Source organism: Crossiella cryophila (assembly GCF_014204915.1).
GTDB classification, from domain to species: domain Bacteria; phylum Actinomycetota; class Actinomycetes; order Mycobacteriales; family Pseudonocardiaceae; genus Crossiella; species Crossiella cryophila.
The window spans coordinates 6,348,749-6,368,121 of record NZ_JACHMH010000001.1; the positions used below are offsets into that span (position 1 = coordinate 6,348,749).

Annotated in this window: 19 protein-coding genes; 8 read left to right on the plus strand and 11 right to left on the minus strand. The window is 70.7% G+C overall.

Features of this window, described 5'->3' with window-relative positions; genetic code table 11:
- Positions 1-43: 43 nt before the first annotated feature.
- Both HNR67_RS28020 and HNR67_RS28025 read left to right on the plus strand, forming a co-directional pair.
- A complete protein-coding gene (locus HNR67_RS28020; protein ID WP_185005203.1) occupies positions 44-637 on the plus strand; it encodes a hypothetical protein in 594 nt (197 codons plus the stop codon).
- A gap of 103 nt (positions 638-740) precedes the next feature.
- Entirely contained in the window at positions 741-1,097 is a 357-nt protein-coding gene (locus HNR67_RS28025; RefSeq protein WP_185005204.1) for a hypothetical protein, read from the plus strand.
- Between the two features lie 102 nt (positions 1,098-1,199).
- Here HNR67_RS28025 and HNR67_RS46395 read toward each other — a convergent pair whose 3' ends face one another.
- Both HNR67_RS46395 and HNR67_RS28035 read right to left on the minus strand, forming a co-directional pair.
- Positions 1,200-2,102, minus strand: coding sequence for an NlpC/P60 family protein (locus tag HNR67_RS46395; protein WP_312989643.1), 903 nt, complete (start codon positions 2,100-2,102; stop codon positions 1,200-1,202).
- 144 nt (positions 2,103-2,246) lie between these two features.
- Positions 2,247-3,464, minus strand: a complete 1,218-nt coding sequence (locus HNR67_RS28035) for a hypothetical protein (protein ID WP_185005205.1) — start codon at positions 3,462-3,464, stop codon at positions 2,247-2,249.
- A gap of 607 nt (positions 3,465-4,071) precedes the next feature.
- Between HNR67_RS28035 and HNR67_RS28040 the strand changes: the two genes are divergently transcribed.
- Both HNR67_RS28040 and HNR67_RS28045 read left to right on the plus strand, forming a co-directional pair.
- Positions 4,072-4,449 carry a hypothetical protein gene (locus tag HNR67_RS28040; RefSeq protein ID WP_185005206.1) on the plus strand — a complete coding sequence of 126 codons (378 nt, stop codon included), beginning with the start codon at positions 4,072-4,074 and terminating at the stop codon, positions 4,447-4,449.
- A gap of 9 nt (positions 4,450-4,458) precedes the next feature.
- Positions 4,459-4,677: a hypothetical protein gene (locus tag HNR67_RS28045; RefSeq protein WP_185005207.1), complete on the plus strand. Its 219-nt coding sequence runs from the start codon at positions 4,459-4,461 to the stop codon at positions 4,675-4,677.
- A gap of 138 nt (positions 4,678-4,815) precedes the next feature.
- Here HNR67_RS28045 and HNR67_RS28050 read toward each other — a convergent pair whose 3' ends face one another.
- From HNR67_RS28050 to HNR67_RS28090, 9 genes are all read right to left on the minus strand, one after another.
- Positions 4,816-5,766, minus strand: coding sequence for a C40 family peptidase (locus HNR67_RS28050; RefSeq protein WP_312988202.1), 951 nt, complete (start codon positions 5,764-5,766; stop codon positions 4,816-4,818).
- A 103-nt stretch (positions 5,767-5,869) separates the two neighbouring features.
- On the minus strand, positions 5,870-6,850 hold the full coding sequence (locus HNR67_RS28055; protein WP_185005208.1) for a replication-relaxation family protein: 981 nt from the start codon (positions 6,848-6,850) through the stop codon (positions 5,870-5,872).
- A gap of 19 nt (positions 6,851-6,869) precedes the next feature.
- The gene (locus HNR67_RS28060; protein ID WP_185005209.1) at positions 6,870-8,258 is read right to left on the minus strand and encodes a type IV secretory system conjugative DNA transfer family protein; all 1,389 of its coding nucleotides are present in this window, start codon (positions 8,256-8,258) and stop codon (positions 6,870-6,872) included.
- Between the two features lie 26 nt (positions 8,259-8,284).
- Positions 8,285-9,466, minus strand: coding sequence for a hypothetical protein (locus HNR67_RS28065; RefSeq protein WP_185005210.1), 1,182 nt, complete (start codon positions 9,464-9,466; stop codon positions 8,285-8,287).
- A complete protein-coding gene (locus HNR67_RS28070) occupies positions 9,463-11,286 on the minus strand; it encodes a VirB4 family type IV secretion system protein (RefSeq protein WP_185005211.1) in 1,824 nt (607 codons plus the stop codon). The genes HNR67_RS28065 and HNR67_RS28070 overlap by 4 nt, the downstream gene beginning before the upstream one ends.
- A 5-nt stretch (positions 11,287-11,291) precedes the next feature.
- A complete protein-coding gene (locus HNR67_RS28075; RefSeq protein ID WP_185005212.1) occupies positions 11,292-12,287 on the minus strand; it encodes a PrgI family protein in 996 nt (331 codons plus the stop codon).
- 5 nt (positions 12,288-12,292) lie between these two features.
- The gene (locus tag HNR67_RS45865) at positions 12,293-14,221 is read right to left on the minus strand and encodes a ribosomal eL19 family protein (protein WP_185005213.1); all 1,929 of its coding nucleotides are present in this window, start codon (positions 14,219-14,221) and stop codon (positions 12,293-12,295) included.
- Positions 14,222-14,223: 2 nt separating this feature from the next.
- A complete protein-coding gene (locus HNR67_RS28085) occupies positions 14,224-14,514 on the minus strand; it encodes a hypothetical protein (RefSeq protein ID WP_185005214.1) in 291 nt (96 codons plus the stop codon).
- 205 nt (positions 14,515-14,719) lie between these two features.
- The gene (locus HNR67_RS28090; protein WP_185005215.1) at positions 14,720-15,685 is read right to left on the minus strand and encodes a hypothetical protein; all 966 of its coding nucleotides are present in this window, start codon (positions 15,683-15,685) and stop codon (positions 14,720-14,722) included.
- 742 nt (positions 15,686-16,427) lie between these two features.
- Here HNR67_RS28090 and HNR67_RS28095 point away from each other — a divergent pair.
- The 4 genes from HNR67_RS28095 (at position 16,428) to HNR67_RS28110 (ending at position 19,208) form a co-directional block, all read left to right on the plus strand.
- Complete coding sequence (locus tag HNR67_RS28095; protein ID WP_185005216.1) at positions 16,428-16,739, plus strand: hypothetical protein; 312 nt, start codon at positions 16,428-16,430, stop codon at positions 16,737-16,739.
- Positions 16,736-17,584: a TRM11 family SAM-dependent methyltransferase gene (locus HNR67_RS28100; RefSeq protein WP_185005217.1), complete on the plus strand. Its 849-nt coding sequence runs from the start codon at positions 16,736-16,738 to the stop codon at positions 17,582-17,584. Before HNR67_RS28095 ends, HNR67_RS28100 begins: the two co-directional genes overlap by 4 nt.
- A gap of 191 nt (positions 17,585-17,775) precedes the next feature.
- Positions 17,776-18,198, plus strand: a complete 423-nt coding sequence (locus tag HNR67_RS28105) for an AbrB/MazE/SpoVT family DNA-binding domain-containing protein (RefSeq protein WP_185005218.1) — start codon at positions 17,776-17,778, stop codon at positions 18,196-18,198.
- Positions 18,198-19,208, plus strand: a complete 1,011-nt coding sequence (locus tag HNR67_RS28110) for a tyrosine-type recombinase/integrase (protein ID WP_185005219.1) — start codon at positions 18,198-18,200, stop codon at positions 19,206-19,208. Before HNR67_RS28105 ends, HNR67_RS28110 begins: the two co-directional genes overlap by 1 nt.
- Positions 19,209-19,373 lie beyond the last annotated feature (165 nt).

Sequence of the window (19,373 nt, forward strand, 5' to 3'; positions counted from 1 at the left end):
ACCAGCTCACTCGCCAGCACCTGTTCGAACGGGAGGGATCGCCATGCCCGCAACACCCACGACCACCGCACCCCGGGAGAGCGCCGCGCTCCGGTTCGCGGCAGGCAGAGCCGTCCTCACCGCGGCGACCCGCCTGCGGGCCCTCCTGTTCACCCGGCTCGCGCTGGAGCGGGCCACCGCGCTGCTGGACGACCTCTACGCCGTCGGCCAGAGCTACGACGTGCAACCCTCGCGCTGGGACATGGTGACCGACCTGGCGGGGGCGAGCCTGTCGGTGACCTGCTCCCAGTACCGCGCCTCGATCCCGCAGACCGCCGAAGCCGCGGCCGCGCTCCTCGACGCCGTCGCCGAGTCGCTGCGCGAGCACGGGGTGGCGACCCGGCGCACCGAGCTGCTGGTGCCCTTGCCCCGGCGGGAGAACAGCCCGCATTGGGGACGCACGGGCCAGGCGCGCCTGGCCCTGAGCATGACCATCGACAGCGGCTGGCAGCTTGTCCTGGAGTTGCCCAACGTCTGGCCAGGTGCTTGGCCCGAGATCACCGTGGCAGCTCCGCACGACGAGGCCGGCGCCCGCGCGGTCGCCGAACTGGCGCTGGAGATCCTCGCCGGTCGGCACGCGGATCCGTTCCTCCGCTGAGTCCACCCCGCGCACACTGACCGGCACTCCGGGCCCGAGCAGCCGACCACCAGCAACGCGATCCTGCCCAGACCTGTCCCGCTCGCAAGAAGGAGGCCACGCTATGTCGCGTCGAACCCGCGGCCACCATCCCGGCACCGGCGCCGCTCAGGAGGCCGCTGACGACATCTACCGACAGCTCCGTGGCGAGGAAGCCCGGGTGGCCGAGGACTTCGTGGAGTTGCTCGACTACCTCTCCCGCATTGAGGCGGGCATCAGCCGCGGCGACTGGACCTACACCCGCAGCAGACTGCCTGGGCTGATTCGCGCGGCTACCAACCTCACCGAGGTGCTGTCCACACCGGACGGTGCAGAGCTGGAAGAACCCGACGCGCGCCCGGAGTTCGTGATGGCGGCCATCAGCCAGTGGTCCCAACGCTATCGGCTCGGCCGCGCCGCCTATCCCCTGACCGCGGGCTGAACGACCACACCCACGGCCCTCACGCGCGCTGACTGCCTTCGGGCGGCGTGGCGGCCGAAGTCTGGACAGCACTGGGCGCAGGTTGGGTGAGCCTTCCGGGCTTCACCCGGCTGGCGGGGCAAGGCCGTTGCCCATTGGGGTCGCGCTCGGGCGGGTCGCACCGGCGTACCGGCCAAGAGTGGCCAGTTCGGCGATCTGCACGCGCTGGCCGAAGGTCGGAGCGTGGATGACCTTGCCGTCGCCGACGTGCAGCACCACGTGGTGGATCTTGGTTTTCGGGTTTCCGAAGAACACCAGGTCGCCCGCCAGTAGCGGCGCGCCGGGCGGTACCGGCGGTCCGGCGAAATAGTGGGTGTGCGCGGTACGCGGCAACGTGATCCCGGCGGCGTAGGCGGCGCGGGTCAGCCCGGAGCAGTCGAAGCCGCCTTCGGCCGGGCCGTCACCGCCCCACACGTACAGCTGGCCGATCTGGGCCTTCGCGAACTCGGTGGCGCGTTGGGCCGCCGCCGAGGACGGTGCGACGGAACGGCGGTAGCTGTCAACCAGCAGTAGCCGGTGTCCTGGACAGGCCGCAGCCATGCCGAGCCGCCACCACACCGGCCAGGCCCCGCCTGACTTGGCCAAGCATCGAGGGCAAGCGCGGCTGCGCATGAACAACGCCCACTCCCTGCGCATCAGCGGATGCATCGAGCGATCATCGGACAAGTCCAGGCCGGTGGAATCCAGCGCTGTCCCGGAAAACCTGGACAGACAGATCCTGTTGAACACCTCAGCAGGCAACCCGGTTGCCCCGGCCAGCCCCGCTCGGGACGCCACCGCCACCCCGTAGAACCGTGGCCGCAACGTGCTGCCGCCCGAACCCACCCGACACTCCAGGCCCAGCCACCGCGCCGCGTTCCCCGTCGACGTGCCATAGCTGGCCGCTACCCGATCGACCCACGACCCGAGGAAATCGCCCGTGCCTGGGCGCGGCACCACAGCCAACCGCCGTGGCCGCAACGCCATCAATGGAGCAATCGTTGATGTGGTGATCCGCAACCACCCGACTACCAAACACGATAGGAACCCGCCAACAAACACTCTAAAGAGTGAATTGGGTGCAATCCATTGCGATACGCCAGATTCGGGTCAGCGACCGCTCGACCTGGATCAGCAGTCGCGGAGTGCGAACGGGATCAGGGCGAGATGAATCTCCCGTTCTGGATCGTCCTGGGCGCACATGGTGAACTCGAACTCCTCACCCCCTGACCGAGCTGCACCGCGCTTGTAGTTCGGGTGATCCTCGATCTTCCTCACGGCCTTGTCGATCACCGCAGTGACGTCCTTGTTGCGGATGAACAGGAGGATGGCGGCCTTGGTGTCCCGCCACACGAGGTACCTGAAAAGTTGATCGAGCGCCTCGTCCATGGTCTTGGGGCCTGACCACACCTTGCATTCGCCGATGAAGATGTTGCGGTCGTCGACGCGGATGAGGATGTCGGTCTTGCCTTCCCCGTTGAACAACTCGCCGGCAGCGTCGCCCTCGAACTGGGCGTTCAGGCCGACTAGGAGAAGATCCCGGATCTGTTCTTCCTTGAGCGTGGCGGCAAGAGACGGAGTCCGTTCAAGCGCGTTGCGTTGGTTCCGCAGAACGCGCAGTGCGGCCTGGTAGTCCGGCTCACTCATGGCTGGCTCGGGCTTGAACGCGGCACGGCCACCGGCCGGTTGGGACCGTACAGGCTGCAGAGTGCGGCGCCTCACCGGAACGCTGTAGGTGTCGGCGTCGGACCGGCGGCGAACCGGGTACCCGATCTGGGCCTGCAAGTTTCGGGTGGCGAGCAGGTGCTCACGTCGCTTGGCGACCAAGCCTGGAACCTGCGCGCCGACCTTCAGGTTGTGTTGCTCTATCTGCTCACGCGACCAGGACAGGTGCTGCTGGATCCTATCGAGTTGCTCGTCGAAGGCGGCCCTCACTGCGGTCGGCTCCTCCGGCGGCTCGTCGATGACAAGGTGCAACTCGTTCTCGGTCAGGTGCAGTACCCGTGGCGGACTCATAGTGCCCCGGTTCGCCCGAAACATGAAGATCGCCTTCTCGCCCGTGAACGGCGCCACCAGCACGAGACGGGTAACTCGCCGCGCGTATTGCTGACCGAAGTCGCTGTACGCCACCATGACCTCGGTCGGCGCGGGCATCCAGACCTGGTCGACCAGCAGCTCAGGGCACCGCACCGAGCCCGCGTCGACCAGTTGGTCGACGACGTCCTCGACGGGTGCCTTCAGCAAGGCATCCGGGTCCCACTGCTGAATGCGCTCGACCATGGCGCGTTCCGTCCTGGTGAGGGCGGCGTCAAGGTGGCCGTCACGGTGGAACAGGAGAACATCGTTCATCGCACCATGGTGCCTCCGCCCACCGACAATGATTGACTCGCCCGGCCAGATCCACCTGTTGGTACGGCGAGCTGCCGTGATTCGGTAGGCAAGGTGGATCGGCCGTGATCGGTTTCGACCTTGCCGACCGCGGCCAGGACGCTCCAGCCCGGGGCGGGTGGCCGCGGCGGCGCGGTAGATGCTCAGGTAGTCGGCGGGGACGTCGGCCACCGCAGCCGGGCCCGGCTGCCGCCGAGGGTGCCGATCGTGGCGGCGATGAACAGGACCGGGACGGCCAGGTTCGACGTAACGGCGGGTGCCGATGACAGGCGGGCCTCGAACGGGTGCAATGTGGGCAACGCCGAATGGTGAGGGCGCCCGGCATGTACTGTGCTGTGCGTCAGCAGCGATCCACGGATCGTGACCACCAACCCCCGGCGAAGGCCGGGATCAACAAGGACAGCACCAGCGTGCTTGAAACACGTGGTGCTGGCCCAACGCGCGAATTCTGACAGAGCCCACACGTGCTGAGCGTGCGGGAACCCGGCTCGTCAGTGCCGCGCTGAAACACGGAGTCCGCAAAGGACTCTGTGTGGGTTCAGTATGTCCTGGTTGAAAGGTGTTGGTTGTGGGTCTTGACGTCCTGACGTCGCTGTTGAACGAGTGGTCGAAGCCGATCGCTGTCACCGTGATTGCGCTCGGGCTGGTGGTGAGTTTGGTCATCATCGTGGCTGTGGTCGTCCACCGCTCGGGCGATCGGGAGGTGCGTGCAGAAGCGTCGATGTTCCGGATGTTCCGGTTCACGCTGCACCTAGGCGCACGGCCGGAGCACCGACAGGACGAACCGGATCTGAAGTCCGGCCAGCGCCGGCGCCGTCCCGGCAGGACGCGTGGTCCGGCCCGTAAGAGGAGCGCCTACCTCAAATCGCTCAACTCCTCCAGCCCGGTGACACAGCCCGTCACCAGACGAGGTCGGGCGATTCGCCTGCCTCGCTCAGCTCAGTAAGGTCGGTCCATGGGCAAGCCCCGGTTGGACCCGAATCTGATGCGTGCGGCGGCCAGCGAGCTGGAGGAGTTCGCGGTCGCGCTCCGCTCGGCAGCGGATCAGGTCTCCACCCCAGAACGTGTACACGAGACACTGTCCCCGGTGCTGCTCGGCCTCGGCCCACTCCGGGAACGCGTTGAGCGGCAGTGGTTTGCGGCGCAGACCAGCGCATCTCAGCGCGCCGAGTAGGGCACTACGGCGGCATCACGGGCGCGATCTCGGCGCCAGCTCCGGCACCTATACGCAGGTTCACGCTGCTCGGCACAGCAGCGAAGATCCGGAAAAGTTGGGCTCCCACGCAGGACTCGTCCAGGGCGAGGCACTTTCCTAGCCGGCCGAAGCCGCCGAACTTTCGCCTCGACCCTGCGCGGGACGTGTGACACCGGCGTACGGGCCAAGGCTGGCCAATTGAGCGACCTGGACGCGCTGGCCGAAAGTCGGCGCGTGCACGACCTTGCCGTCACCGATGTACAGCACGACGTGGTGGATCTTGGTGTGCGGGTTGCCGAAGAACACCAAGTCGCCCGGGAGCAACGGCGCCCCGGGTGCCAGGCGCGGACCGGCGGTGTACTGGGTGTGTGCGGTGCGGGGCAAGGTGATTCCGGCGGCGGCGTAGGCGGCCTTGGTCAGGCCGGAGCAGTCGAAGCCGCCTTCGTGCGCACCGTCGCCGCCCCAGACGTAGCGATGGCCGATCTGCTGCATGGCGAACTCGATCGCCCGTTGCGCGGCCGGCCCTGTGGTGGGGGCACGGTTGTAGTCGCGGGCGATGGCCAGGACCTGGTCGACGTAGGCGGTGGAGTGGTTGTAGCTGAACAGGGCGGCGCGGATGTCGCGGTTGTCCTTGGCGCCGTTGTGGCAGAGCATGCGGGCGGCGGCGTGGATGGCGTTGACCGGGTGGTACGGCGAGGGTGGATCGATGCCGCCGGGCGGGATCGGGTTCCGGTAGGCGGCGAAGGTGGCGGGCAGGAACTGCATGGGGCCTTGGGCTCCAGCGGAGTTGGAGCCGCTGCGCACGCCAGGCAACGTAGAGCGGCCGTGGTTGGACTCGACCTTGCCGACCGCGGCCAGGACGGTCCAGTCCAGGCCGCGGCAGGTGGCCGCGGCGGTGCGGTAGATGTTCAGGTAGTCGGCGGGGATGTCGGCGACTGCGTTCGGGCTGGGGTGTGCCTGGTTTCCGCCGAGTGTGCCGATCGTGGCGGCGATGAACAGGACCGGGGCGGCCAGGACACCCGTGGCGCCCACGGCGATCTTGGCGGCGGCAGAAGCGAGGATGGGCACGGTCGGACTCCTCCCAGATTCATGGCGGCAGCAGAAGTCAACGCTCAGGCCGTTGCGGCGCAAGGCTTCTGGCCCGTCATGGCGGACCGGCGGACCGGCGGGGCTAGTGGTGAAGGTGCAGTGCGCGTAGCGGGCGGCGGCCGAAGGTGTTGAGCGGCAACCAGATCGGTCCGGCCGGGCTGTGCGCTTCGGCGAGTTCGGCGTGGGTAGTCGCGACGGCCCACCGCGCGGTGCCGGGCGTGGGCTGGATCAGCGCGGGCTGAGCTTGGGCACGTTGGCGCAGGTGGGTTTCCCGGGCTGCGGAGTGGAAGCGGAGCAGCACCCAGAACGATCCCGGCGTCCTCCGGTCCGCGTTCTGCGGCTCGGTGTCGTCGGCCGGGTCTTCGGCGCGGGCCGGAGGTAGTTGTGGGCCGCCGGACTGGGCGAGGTCGCGGTAGCCGTCGAGTTTGGCCTGGACCTGGCCGAGGTTTTCGGTGCCGGTGTCGTACTCCAGCAGAAACACCACCCGACCCTGGCCGTGCTGCCACACGCCGAGCCCGTCTGGGCGTGCCAGGTTGCCGCAGGCGCGGGCAGCGTGGCGTTCGCCGAGCCACCCGGCCAGGGTCTCGCCGGGGTGGTCCGCGGAGTAGCTGGCGAGGTCGGCGAAGAGGCCGTTGACGCCCAGGAGGTGGTTGAGGGCGGGGTGGGCGGCCAGGCGGAGCAGGCGGGTGCGCAGGGTGGCGGGGCGGGGTGGTTCGGTGCCGCGCATGGCGGCCAGGATCGCCGCGCCGGCCGGGCCGAGGGCGTAGCGCCAGGAGGTCATCGAGCCGTCGGGGCGGGGGTGGCGGAACCGGTCGAGGACGTGGGTGCAGTAGAGGGCGAGTAGGCGGCGTTGGGCGCGGTCGAGGGTGGGGAATCCGGCCAGGGCGGCCAGTTGTTCGGTGGTGAGCACCTGGTGGGCGTCGAGCAGGCGCAGGATGGTGCGGTCGCGGTCGGTGAGGCGGCTCCACAGTGTGATCGGGTCCAGTGGTGCCGGGCGGGCTGGGCGTGGAGCCCGGCGGCGTGGTGGTTCGGAGGCCGCGGTGGGGCGGGTGGGGTGCTGCATGGTCGGGCTCCTTCCCGGGTTAGAGGTCGGTGATCGGGTGGGCTGCCTGCTCGTCGGGGCCGGGGATCCTCCGGCGGCGGCGCGCGACGTTCTGCTGGCGGGTGGCGCGGGGTAGTCCCTGGCGGCGGGCGGCGTGGCGGAGTTGTTCGGCGCGGCCGGGGATGGCGGGTGGGGGTGGTTGGGTGCGCAGGGTGAAGCCGGTGGTGTTGGTGTTGGCCACGACCAGGCGGCAGGCGGCCTGGTAGGCGTTCAGGGTGTGCAGGTCCAGTGCGGACAGGTGCGGGCCGACGTGGGGTGCGAAGTGGCGGGCGTCTTCGGGTGAGACGCCCAGGAGGATCTTGTTGCGGGCGTTGGCCGACAGGGCGGTGCGGAGCACGGTGGTGAGTTGGTCGAGGTGTTGGTGGGCCAGGACCCAGGAGACGTGGTAGCCGCGGGATTCGGTCAGCGCATCGTCGAGTGGGGTGGGTAGGTGCAGGTAGTTCTGGCACTCGTCGACCAGCACGGTGGCGTCGCGCCGGTGCGGTTCGGGTTGGCCGGCGCGGGCGGTGGTGGCCTGCCACAGCGAGGACAGCAGCAGGGAGCCGACCAGGCGAGAGGTGTCCTCACCGAGTTCGCCCTTGGGCAGGCGGGCCAGGAGGATGCCGCCATCGAGGATGTCGGCAGGGTGGAAGGAACTCCTAGCCGTGCCGAAGAGGTCGGCGACGAATCGGCGGGTGGTTACCGCGCGGAGCTTGGACAGCACCGGTCCCATCGCGTTGGCTGCGGCGGTGGGGGTGAGTTGGTCGAAGGCGTGCCAGAACGCGCCGATGCCGGTGGGGTCCTCGGCGCGGACCGCGGCGGTGACCTGGCGGCGGTAAGCGGTGTTAGTCAGCAGGAGCGGGATGTCGGCGAGGGTGGCACCGGGTTGGCGGGTCAAGGTGAGGGTGGCGGCCCGGAGGGTGTCTTCCACGCGGGGGCCCCACCAGGCGTGGTAGAGCCGGTGCAGGGTGGAGACGAGCTGATCGGCCACGGTTTCCCCGCCCAGTCCGGTGGGGTCGAGGACGTTGAGGCTGGGCGGGGCCTCGGTCTCGTCCGGATCGATGAGCACGAGCCGTTGCCCGGCGTCGGCGGGCATGCGGTCGAGCAGGTCGCGGATGAGGTCGCCGCGGGGTTCGATGACGGCCAGGCCACGGCCGGCGTAGATGTCGGCCAGGGCCAGGTTGAGCAGCAAGGTGGTCTTGCCAGCGCCGGTTTCCCCGCAGATGTGCAGGTGGTACCGGGCATCCGGGACCCGCAGCACGACGCGCCGGGCGGGACCGGCATCGGCGTGCCCGAGGGGCTTCGGCGCCTGCCTGCGCCGGTCGTCGGCGGGGGTGAGGGTGAGCCGCCGCGGCCCAGCGTGCGCGGCGGTGTCGTTGTGTGCGGGCATCGTGGGCTCCTTCCCGGTCGCGGTCGTCAGGTGGCGGTGTCGGGGTGGTCGAAGACCTCGGGTGGGGCGGGGACGGTGCGGGCCCGGCCGCCGGTCAGCGCCGGGTTGCGCACGGGCAGGTGGGCGAGGGCGGCGATTTCGGTGGTGGACAGCAGCGCGCCGTGGCGCAACCGCCGCCGGGCCAGTGCGGCGGCCGGGCGGTGGAGGTGGTGGCGGGCCAGGGCGTTGCGTCCGGCCAGCACGGCGAACATCGCGAAGACCCCGTCGGCCAGCCCCCGCACCCGGGCGCGGGCCGCTGCTCCGGTGCTGGAGGTGGCTGCGGCGTAGCGCAGCTCGACCTCCCACTGCGGCAACACGGCCTTGGCCCGGATCTCGCGGAGTTCCTCCGCACGCTGCGGATCCGTGCCGCGGGTGCCGGAGGTGCTGGTGGAGCGGGTCGGGGTGCGGCTGCCGGTGATCAGGTCCAGCAACTCCCTGGCCAGTTCGGCAGGCAGCCTGGTCACTCCCGATCCGGTGGCGGAGTGGGTGGTGTGCAAGCGGCGCACGATGCGCCGGTAACGGCGCAGCCGCCCTCCGACACCGGGACGGAGCAGGACCTGCACGAGCGCGGACTCCCCGGGCCGCAGTGCGGTGGCCAGGGACTGCAAGGCGCGCACCGGGTCGGCGTCCTCGCGCGCGTCGGCGATGTGCAGTGGGAAGTACTCGGGGCGCTCCAGCCGGACCACTCCGCCGGTGACGGTGTGCGTGGGCGAGATCGGAGTGTCGGTAGCCGGGATGAGCAGCGTTCCAGGCCACGCCGCGCGGACAGCCGCTTCCACCCGGCCCGGCGGGATCGGCCCGGGAATCCAGATCCGGACCGTGAGCCGCTCGGGGGTGAGCAGGTACTCCAAGGCCAACGCGGGGTGACCACGTACTCGCCGTCGCCAGGCCGGTGGAGTGATTCCGGTCAGGTCGCGCCAGAGCCGTCGGCCGCCGGCAAAGGCGGTGGCCAGGTCCAGATCCGACGGTGGCAGCAGCTCCACCAGCCGGGCCCGATGCGACCACCTGCGTCGCACCCTGCGGCGCAGCACGACCAGGATCACCGTGGCCACCAACGGAATCACCGCGGCGACCACGATCAGCACGGCGTGCTGCTGCCACAACCCGGCCACCCAGCCCACCGCCCGGTCCGCCGCGGAGAACAGGGCGGTCCAGTCGAGGCCGTTCACTGCGGCATCCCGTCAGGGCTGTCCCAACCGAACTCCTCGTCCTCATCGAGAAGTTCGGCCGGATCGGTAGTGATCAACGGAGCCTCCTCAGCGGAGGCGACCACGCTAAAGGCCACCCGGCTGGAGCCCGAGAGCAGCAGCGCTTCGCCGGGCCCCGCAGCCAAAAGATGATCACGTTCGCCGTCGGAGAGGCCGAACGCCTCGGTGATCGCCTCGATCGCCTGTGGCGCTTGACGGAGCAGGACTTGGGTGGCGGAGTTGGCGGCGATGGCCTGGCCGAGTTCGGTGGCCAGGAGGTCGCCGGGGTCCTGGGAGACGAAGGCGAGTCCGGCCCAGAGTTTGCGGGCGGATTTGGCCATACGGAACAGGAACCGGGCTCCGGCGGGCTGCTGCATGAGCTGCCACGCCTCATCCACGATCACCAGCCGCCGGCGCCGGGCACGAGGGTTGAGGACCTGCCGCCAGATGGCATCCAGGGCAAGCAGGGTGCCTATGGGTTTGAGTTCCTCGGGCAGGTCCCGCAGCGAGATCGCCACCAGGTGTCCGGAAGGTCGGTGGGTGGTGGGGCCGTTGAACAGTCCGGCGTAGGCGCCGGTGACAAACGGCGCCAGCCGGGTGGCCAGCTCGTGTGCGACCGGATCCGGGTCGGCGGCCAGGACGTGGGCGAGGTGGCCGAGTTGAGGGGCAGGGCGGGTCCAGGTGCGAGAGTCGGTGGTGATGCCCACCGCCGCATAGGCCGCAGTGACGGCGCGGTCCAGTACGGCGCGTTCGGCCGGGGTGAGCGTGGTTTCCAGCAGGACGGCGACAGCGGTGTGGATGAACAGGCTGCGCCGGGTCACCGCATCCGGCATGTGCTGGGCGCCGTCGGGCAGGTCGAAGGGATTGAGCCGCACCTCGGGCGCACCGAGGGGGAGGTAGGTGCCGCCCACGGCCTGGCACAGCCGCCGGTATTCGTGTTCGGGGTCGATGACGAAGACCTGCACCCCGGGCGCATCCTGCGGGTCGGTGTCCCGGTAGTCGTACAGGCTGCGGAGGGCTTCGAGCTTGGTGAAGAAGGACTTGCCGGCGCCGCTGCGCGCCAGGGTGGTGCTGTTGTAGTTGTCCTGGCCCCACCGATCCCACAACACCAGCCCGGTGCTGGTGGCGTTGAGCCCGTAGAGGATTCCGGTGGGGCGCGCCGCAGGAGCGGGGTCGGCGGGCAGGTCGGGGCTGGTGAAGGGGAACGCGGTGGCCAGGGCCAGGGTGTCCAGGGTGCGGCGCATCTTCAGCCGGTCGGTGCCCATGGGCAGGGTGGAGACCCAGCCTTGCAGGGCGCGGAAACTGGTCGGCTGGGTCTTGAGCAGCAGGGAGCGGCACAGCGCTCGGACTTCGGCGACCTCGGCCTGCAGCTGCTGCTCGCTTTCGGCGTGCACGGTCAGGTACAGCCCGACCTTGAACAGGCGGGTGTAGCCGCGGGCCAGGGCCCGGGACAGGGCGTGGACGTCCTCGACCGCGGCCCCCAGTTCGGGATCGTCGTCGCCACCGGCGTGCTGGCTGCGGTCGGAGGAGCCGAGTCGGCCGCGCTGGGTGCGCAGGTGGCCGGCGGCGATCTCGGGGTCGACAGGCTCGATGTGCAGGGCGACGTCGAGGCGGCCGGGGTAGCAGAGCAGGGGTTCCAGCCAGCCTGCGCCGACCTCGGCCGGGTAGCCGGTGACCACCAGCGTCGTGGCGTATCCCGCACCTAGGCGTAGGTGTCGTGGGGTGACTTCCACGGCCTCGGGTCCGGTCAGCACCTCCTGCTCACCGTCGGCGGAGGTGTTGCGGGAGAACAGGTTTCGCATGGTGATCACCTCCCATCCGGGTCGTGGTCGGGGTGGAGCAGGGTCGGTGAGGCGGTGACGATTCCGGTGGCGGATGCCTCGGTGTCGAGCTGGGTGTGCTCGCCGTGGGGATCGGTGGCGGTGGCCAGCACCCGCTGCACGTCCGCGCCATCCAGTGGGCGGACCCTCACCTCGGCGGTGGCCAGGAGTTGCCGGGCCAGGGCGGCCTGCCGCAGCACCGCCTGCTGACCACCCGGGCTTCCGCGGGTGCCCGCGTCCGGTGTGGCGAGCACGAGCAGGATCTGGCGGCGCAACAGATCCCGCGACCCGGCCAGCTCTTCCAGGAAGGCGGCGTGGGCGTGGCAGGCATCTTCCAGGGCGGGGTGGGGCAGGCTGGGGGCGATCTCGCGCAACGTGGCGACGGCCGGGTCGAGGTTGAGGCGGTCGGCGCGCACCACGATCTGCACCGGCCCGGTCAGGGAGTGCAGCCAGCGGGCGAAGCCGGCGACCAGGACGCGTTGTTCGCCGTGGGTGCGTAGCCCGAAGTTCACCCCCGAGCAGGTGCACTGCACCACCTGGCCGTCCTTGCCCAGGTCCAGTACCCCCTCGGGGCTGATCGCGGTGACCGGCAGCCGCAACGGCGACGGCAACGCCCCCGCCCGGCATTGCACCCAGGACGGCGCGTCCGGCACCCGCTGGCCGGGCACGGCTTGAGCGGGGACCAGGCGCTGGGGTCCGCGGTGGTGCCGCAGGATCGCCCACAGCAGTTGGTCGAAGCCCTGGCCGTTGCGCCGCCCGACCACGGCCACGATGGCGATCCCGGTCAGCGGAACCGCGACGGTCAGGAACACCCCGAGGGGCAGCAGGTCGGCGGTGGCTTCGTACAGACCCCACAGCCCGACCGCGACCGAGCCGAGCACGGCGAGTTGGCGGGCGGTGAGCCCGAAGGCGATCCGGTCCGGGCGGTCGATGTCGGCCGGGACCGGCACGGCCATGGGCAGGTCTTGCTCGCGGCGAGCCATCCGTCTCACTCCTTCGGGTTGCTCGGGTTGGCGCGGCGGCGGATCCGCCGCCGGCCGGGTTCGGCCCCGTCGGCGGGCTGGACGTGCGCGCTGGGGGTGCTGGTGGAGATGCGGGCGGGTTCGGCGGAGATCCGCGCCGGGGTGTAGGCCGCTGGGTCCGGTGGCGGTGTCGGGCGCGGGGCGGGCGTGTGGGAGATCCGCGGCGGGGTCGCCGAGATCCGGGCCGGGGTGTAGGCGGCCGGGTTCGCCGCGGCGGACACCGGTATCGACGGCACCGGGGTCCGGGCCGTGTTCGGGGGCACGGCCGAGATCCGCGGCGGGACGACCGCACTCGACCGCGGTGTCCGCACTGTCGCTGTCGGCGGGGTGGAGATCCTGGCGGGCTGCACCGCACCCGGGATCGGCGTCGTGGACAGGCGCGCGGGCGTGGTGGAGATCCGGGTCGGTGTCGAGCCGATCCGCGCGACTGGCTGCGAGATCCTGCCGGTCGGCGGCGGTGGGCTCGCGGTGGCCTTGGGCGCGGTGTAGGAACGGATGGCCTGCGCACGGGCCCGCTCACCCGCGGACCGGATCCGGGCCTGGGCCTCAGCCAGGCGGCGTTGCGCCTTGGCCGGGGTCGGCTTGGCAACGAACTGCGGGGCCAACTGCCCGGCCGGAACCGCCGCGGCGACCACGGGAGCAGCACCCCGGCGAACCCCGCCCGCCACGCCCCCGGCTGCACGGCCCACCTTGCCCGCACCACGTGCCGCCGCGCCGCGGGAGCCTTTGCCGAGGCCGAGCATGCCGAGGGTCTTGGCGGCGATGGCGTATTTCACCAACGAGGTCAGCATCCCGCCGCGGCCGGCCCAGACCTGTTGGAAGGCCCAGAACGGGATCTTGATCTCGATGTAGAACAGCACCAGGAACACCAGGAAGGTCAGCGCCCCGGTGCCGATGCCGATCCAACCGGGGGTGGGGTCGGCGGTGGCGAAGAATGACCGCAACGCCAGCACGAGCACCAGGGCCTGGGCGATCTGGACGGCGAGCAGCGCGATCATCGCCTTCCACCACAGCCGCGCCATCCCCTCGGTGTGCGGCAGGGCGTGGGCGGACAGGGCCAGCGGTGCGGCGATGACCAGGACCGCGGTCAGGGCGATGCGCACGATCCAGATCAGCAGCAGGATCACGATCAGCACGATCAGCACCGAGGCCAGCAGCAGCAGGAAGATCCCGGCGGTCTGGACCTGGGTGACGATGTTGGTGTTGAGCTGGCCGACCAGGTTCGCCGGGCCGGTCCCTTCCCCGAGGATGGCTGCGGAGAGGGCGTTGGCCATGACGATGGCCTGGCCCACGATGGTCAGGCTGAGGTTGCTGGTCAGGAACCCGATCACCAGCCGCGGCAAGAGTTCCTTGATCGCATACCGGGTCTGCAGGCTCTCATGCGCCATGAGGATCAGGCCGGAGGCGGTGGCCAGCAGCACGTAGAGGGCGTTGGCGATGTGCCGGGCCCAGTCCCACAGCTCGGCGATGCGGGGCATCTCGGCCATCTCCGGGGTGGACAGCACCGTGTCGCCGAGCAGCTTGAGCACCGTCTGCAACCCGGTGCGAACCAGGCCCCGGACCCACTCGGTGATCGCCATCCCCGCCACATCGACCATGCCCACCCCGGAGAAGCCGTCCAGGATCGACGGGCCCGCCGGCACCGGTGTCGTTGTCGGTGAGGTCGTGGTCGGAGCAGGTGGTGTTGAGGAGGAACTCGGCGGCGGCGCGGTCGGCAGGATCGGAACCTGGGTCGGCTCGACCGGTTCAGCCTGTGCGGTCCGGCCCCCGGCCCCTGCAAGCAGCAGCGCCAAGATCAGGCCGGTGAGGGCGGCCAGCAGCCCGGCGGTGGGCAGGAGCCAGTGTGTCCGCAGTGTGCGCCGCCGCTCGGTAGCCAGGGCTGGGGTGGTCGGCATGGTCAGCTCACCACCGACTGCAAGAGCTTGACGATCAACTGGGCGATGGCCGCGCCGACGAACCCGACCGCGGCGCAGCGGATCGCTTTCTTGGCGCGCTCGGTCTCACCCGGGTCGCCGTCCGCGGCGGAGTAGCGGAAGAACCCGATGGTGATGAACAGCCCGACCAGCGCGCCACCCAGCACGAGCAGAGCGAGGCGGATCCGCTCGATCACCTGGTTGAGGTCGCCCGGAGGGGCAGCCAGCGCAGGCACCGCGGTGCCAAGCACGGCGAGGATCGCGATGACGGCCACGGCCACGCACCGTGACAGCCACCGTCGCGCCCGGGGACCGCGGACAGTCACACTGGGGCGGTTTCGCATGACGCTTCCCCCTTTCCGGAATGGCACTCTGAGATCGGCGACAGGCGGAGACGGAAAGCCGGAATCCCGGTCGGGGCACATCCGGTATGGGTCTCGTTCTGTCTGGCGGTGACGGGCCTTCTGCTCCCGCGTATTTCTAAAGCGCCCGCCTGGCGTCGGATTCACAACCGGCGGCCGGACTATCCTGTTCGCGACCGTCGGTCAGGTAGGCGACCAGGCGCTGCTCGGCCTTTTCCCGGAGGTAGCAAATCTGGCGATATGTCAGCCCAAATGCGGGTGCGAGGTCCCGGAGACGCTGCCCTTCCAGGCGGGTAGCGCCGATAATGGTCGCCTCGCGTTCAGTCAGGATGCCTTCCCGGACCGCGGTGGCCAGCACCAAGTCGGGATGCCGGGCCGGTGCGGTCGGCATCGCCGCATCCCGCCAGGGCACCATCCGGGCCACCCCGTCCCACTCCTTGGCGCGCAGCCGGGCCCCGGCACGCTGGGCGGCCCAGATCAGGCGGGCGGCGAGGTTGCCGGCATCGGGGTCGATGGTCTTGAGCCGGTCGCAGAACCCGGCCAGCACCTCGGCGTCGAGGTCCTCGACCTCGCCGGTGTAGCCGAAGGCCAGGTGCCCAGCCGCGGCCCGCAAACCGGGCAGAGCCATGCCGACCGTGCCCACCATCCACGCGGGCTTGGAGGTCTGGGCGCTGCGCACCAGGTGCGCCCAGACCCTCTCGCGCAGCGCATGCGTAGCGCCGGGCGCGAGCAGCAGCCGACGCAGCTCCGTCAGCGGCACCGGCCGCTCAGGCAGGCCGTGCCCAAGTTCGGCGCCCTCGACCGCCAGCGGTCCCGGCCCGGCGCACAGCAACTGAAATGCCTGCTCAGCGGCATCGAGAACGGACAGCGAGGCCCACGTGCTGCCGGTGTTGGTGGCCAGTGCCAGGTCCCGGGCGGCGGCTGTGCCGGGTGGGGCGGTGGTGTGGTCGGGCTGGTGCTTGCGGCGGCGGGTGGTGTGCGAGGCCATGGTGGCCCTCCTTCTGGCGTGGCCACCGCGCTGCGGCGGCCGGTCGGCGTTGATGACGCCCTCCAGCCAGCCCGCCCGGCCTGACACCGCCCGCACACCGCGATCTTGTGAGCCCCGCGCAGGAATCTGTCAGTCGCCGGTGATCGAGATCGCGATCTTGTGAGACATCGTCGCGATCAGGGGTGTCAGGCCACCCAGCCACCTATGTGGGCACGCCCGCGGGTGGAGATGCGGCGGCGAAAAGTCGATCCGGCGCGAACCGCTGCCAGAGACACCACGGCCGGGGCGTGCCCGCACACCAGCAGGCCGCCCGGCGGCGCCGGCACCAGACGTTCGTCATGGCCTAGGCGAGTTTCTCTCCTGGATGTGAATCCGCCGATTCCCGCGCGCTTTAGGTAGGCGTCGGAACAAGTGGTTGGCCAGGAGGTGAATTCGCGCCATGAACGCGATCCGCTCGCGAACTCAAACCGGCTGCCGAAACAGAACATGCCGATCCGCCTCAGCGCCGACTCCGCCGCTGTCGGTCTGGCTCTGCGACCTCACCCAGGAAGACAACAACAGCCTGCCACTCCTGGCCGAGTCGATTCCCCGATCCACGATCGCCCGCATCGCCGACGAATACTCGAAGTCCGCGGACACCGTCGTGGTCACCGGTCGCGACGCGGCACGAATCGCGGCGGTCGTCGATGCCTCCGGGCACCGACACGCCGTGGCCGACCCAGAGCACCCCGTCACCGCGGGTAGTCGCTCTGCTGGCTCCGCAACCAACGCCGTCCACACCCGGCCTGCGCGCAGTGGGTGGCCGCTGCCGCCGGTTGCCCCGCACAGTGCCGGACTCGTGCTGGCCGTCGAACTCCCGCTGCCCCACATCACTCCCAGCGGGCAGCCCTACCTCGACTGGTGCTCCTGGTTGCGGCCCGGCGGGGTCCTGGCCGTGCTCACCGCCAGCCCGACCGGCCTTGGCCGGTTCGTCAACTCCGCCGGCCTGGTCATCGCCGCGGCCACCGCGGCTGGGCTGACCTACCTCCAGCACATCGTCGCCGCTCCCACCCGCCCCGCCGACCAGCTCGCTGAGGTCGGCGAGCCGGTGCGGGTGCCCGCCCACCACGACCTGCTGATCTTCACCAGCACCCGCGGAGGCCACCGGTGACCCACTCCCACTCGGCCCCGCGCGAACCACACCTGCAGGACCTTCCGGTCACGGTCTGGCCCACGGCGCAGGAAGCCGACCGACTCCAGTGGCGGGGCCGCTACGTCCCCGGCAGCGGCACCTCCGGCCAGCTCCTGCCGGCCATCGCCCGTCACGCCATCACCACCTTCACCCGCCCAGGGGACCTGGTCGCCGACCCGCTGTGCGGCACCGGCGCCACCCTGGTCGAGGCCGTCCACACCGGCCGCAACGCCCTCGGCGTCGAACCCGACCACCGCCGGGCCGAGCTTGCCCAGGCCAACCTTGCCCTGGCCACCCAGCTCGGCGCGACCGGCACCGGTCGCGTGGTGCACGGCGACACCGGCGCCGCGCTGGCGGAGCTGGCCACCGGGCACCACGGCGCGGCGGCGCTGCTGCTGGCACGCCCGCGCCTGGGCCCGGATCTGAACGAGCTGGACCGCGACCTCGCTGGTCTCGCCAGGGTCCTCCGCAAGGCCAGGCCCCTGCTGCGGCCCGGTGCCACGATCGTCCTGGTCTGCCGGGCAATCCGGCGCGGTGCCGAGCTGGTGGACCTGCCGTCCATGACCCTGCACGCCGCGATCAACGCCGGCCTGGACCCGGTCGCGCGGTGCGTGGCCCTGCTGACCGGGATGCGGCACGGCCACCTGGTGTCCCGGGTACCGCGACGCCACGCCGAGCAGGTCTGCGAACTCCGAGCCCGCGGTGTTGCGGCTGCGGTGATCGCCCACGCCGACATCCTCATCCTGCAAGCACCGGCCCCCAACGTTCCGGCTGAGCAGACCCACCCGGCGCACACGGCCCCAGCGGACCGGCGGTCGCGATGACCCCGCCGATCCGGACCGAACCCGAACACCAAGCCCATCTTCCGCACCGATCGAACCGCCACTCCGTGTCCTTCAACGCCGGCGGCACGGCAGGTGGGGCGACGGCTGCCGGGCGCCAGAACCCAGTGCAGCCGGAGGCCGTTGCGGGCACGCCGGGGCCGCCGTCGATCGGAGACCGGCTGGTCGAGGCTGTGACCGCGCGGACCGCATACGGCCGTGCCCGCCAGTCGGGCCTGCCTGTCGCGCACCTGATCACGCCGCCGCGGATCCAGGCGCCGTGGTGCACCGTCACGAGCCTCGACGCGGGCGGGCGGCTCGCTGACCGCGCGCCGCTGCAGCACCTGGAATGGCCACCGGAAACCGCAGTCGCCCTCACCCCTGTGCAGGGCCTGATGATCGTGGTGACCCGGCAGCACGGGAGCACCCTCGCGATCACCCGCCAAGGCCACCTGTGGCTGCCCGCCTCGATCCGGCGTGCCTGCCACCTGGCCACCGGCGCCCGCCTGCTCGTGGCCGTCTATCCCGACCTCGGCCTGCTCGCCGCCTACACCCCGGCCGCACTCGGGGAAATGCTGCTGGCCTACCACACCGCCCTGCCCACGAGGGCGGACTGATGCACACCGACCTCGACACCGCCCGCCTGCTCCTGGCCCGCCTGGGCGTGCGCGCCGAAGAACTACTCGCCGAACCAGCACCCACCGCGCCGATGCCCTTGATCCGGGAGTACCTGCCGCGCGTGGCCAACGCCGTCCCCGTCGGCACTCGCCGCGCCTACCAGCCCTACTGGCAACGGATCATCACCGCCTGGGGCGAGCGGCGCTTGGACGAGCCCACCCCGCTGGAGATCAAACAACTCGCCGAACAGGTCAAAGCCAACGCCGTCCCCCGCCGCAACTCCCGCGGCGGTCGCAGCGCCGCCGAACACCTCATCGGAGCGCTGCGCTGCCTGTACCGCCACGCCGTCAACGACGAGCTGATCGACGAACGGGACAACCCCGCCCTGCGCGTGGCCAAGCCCCGCAGACTGGCCAGCACCCGCCGCGCACTCCCGGCCGCCCGGCTGGCCGAGATCAACGAGGTCACCGCCACCACCGGCAACGACCCCGAACTCGACACCCTGATCCTGCGCCTGCACACCGAAACCGCCTGCCGCCGCGGCGGCGCCCTGGACTTGCGCCCCCAAGACCTGGATGAGACCCAGTGCCTGATCTACCTGCGGGAGAAGGGCGAGACGGCCCGCTGGCAGCCGGTCTCGCCGACCTTGATGACCCACCTGCTTCGGCATGCCGAAGACCGCGGCGCCCCACCAGAAGGCCGCCTGCTCCGCTACACCAACGGCCAACCGATCACCACCCGCCGATACGACCACCTCTGGCAACGCCTCGGCCGGCACCTGCCCTGGGTGGCCACCCAGCAGGTCAGCACTCACTGGCTCCGGCACACCACCCTCACCTTCGTCGAACGCAACTTCGGCTACGGCGTGGCCCGCGCCTTCGCCGGACACGAAGGCAAAAGCGATGCCGGCACCACCACGACCTACATCCGCGCCGAGCTGGAAGAAGTCGCCGCCGCCTTGGCGGCCCTGACCGGCGAACCCCACCCCCTTACCCCGCTGCCTGTTTGACGAGTCCGAGACTGACCGACGCCGCCAGCCAGCTAAACCAGAACAGGGGCGAGCGGTGCCAGTAGCGGTAAGTGGGGTGAGGAACCACAACGCAGGGGGTGACTGAGATGTTCGTCGGTCCCCGGCTGCCGAGGCACCTGAAGATCACGGAAGGTGGACAACGGC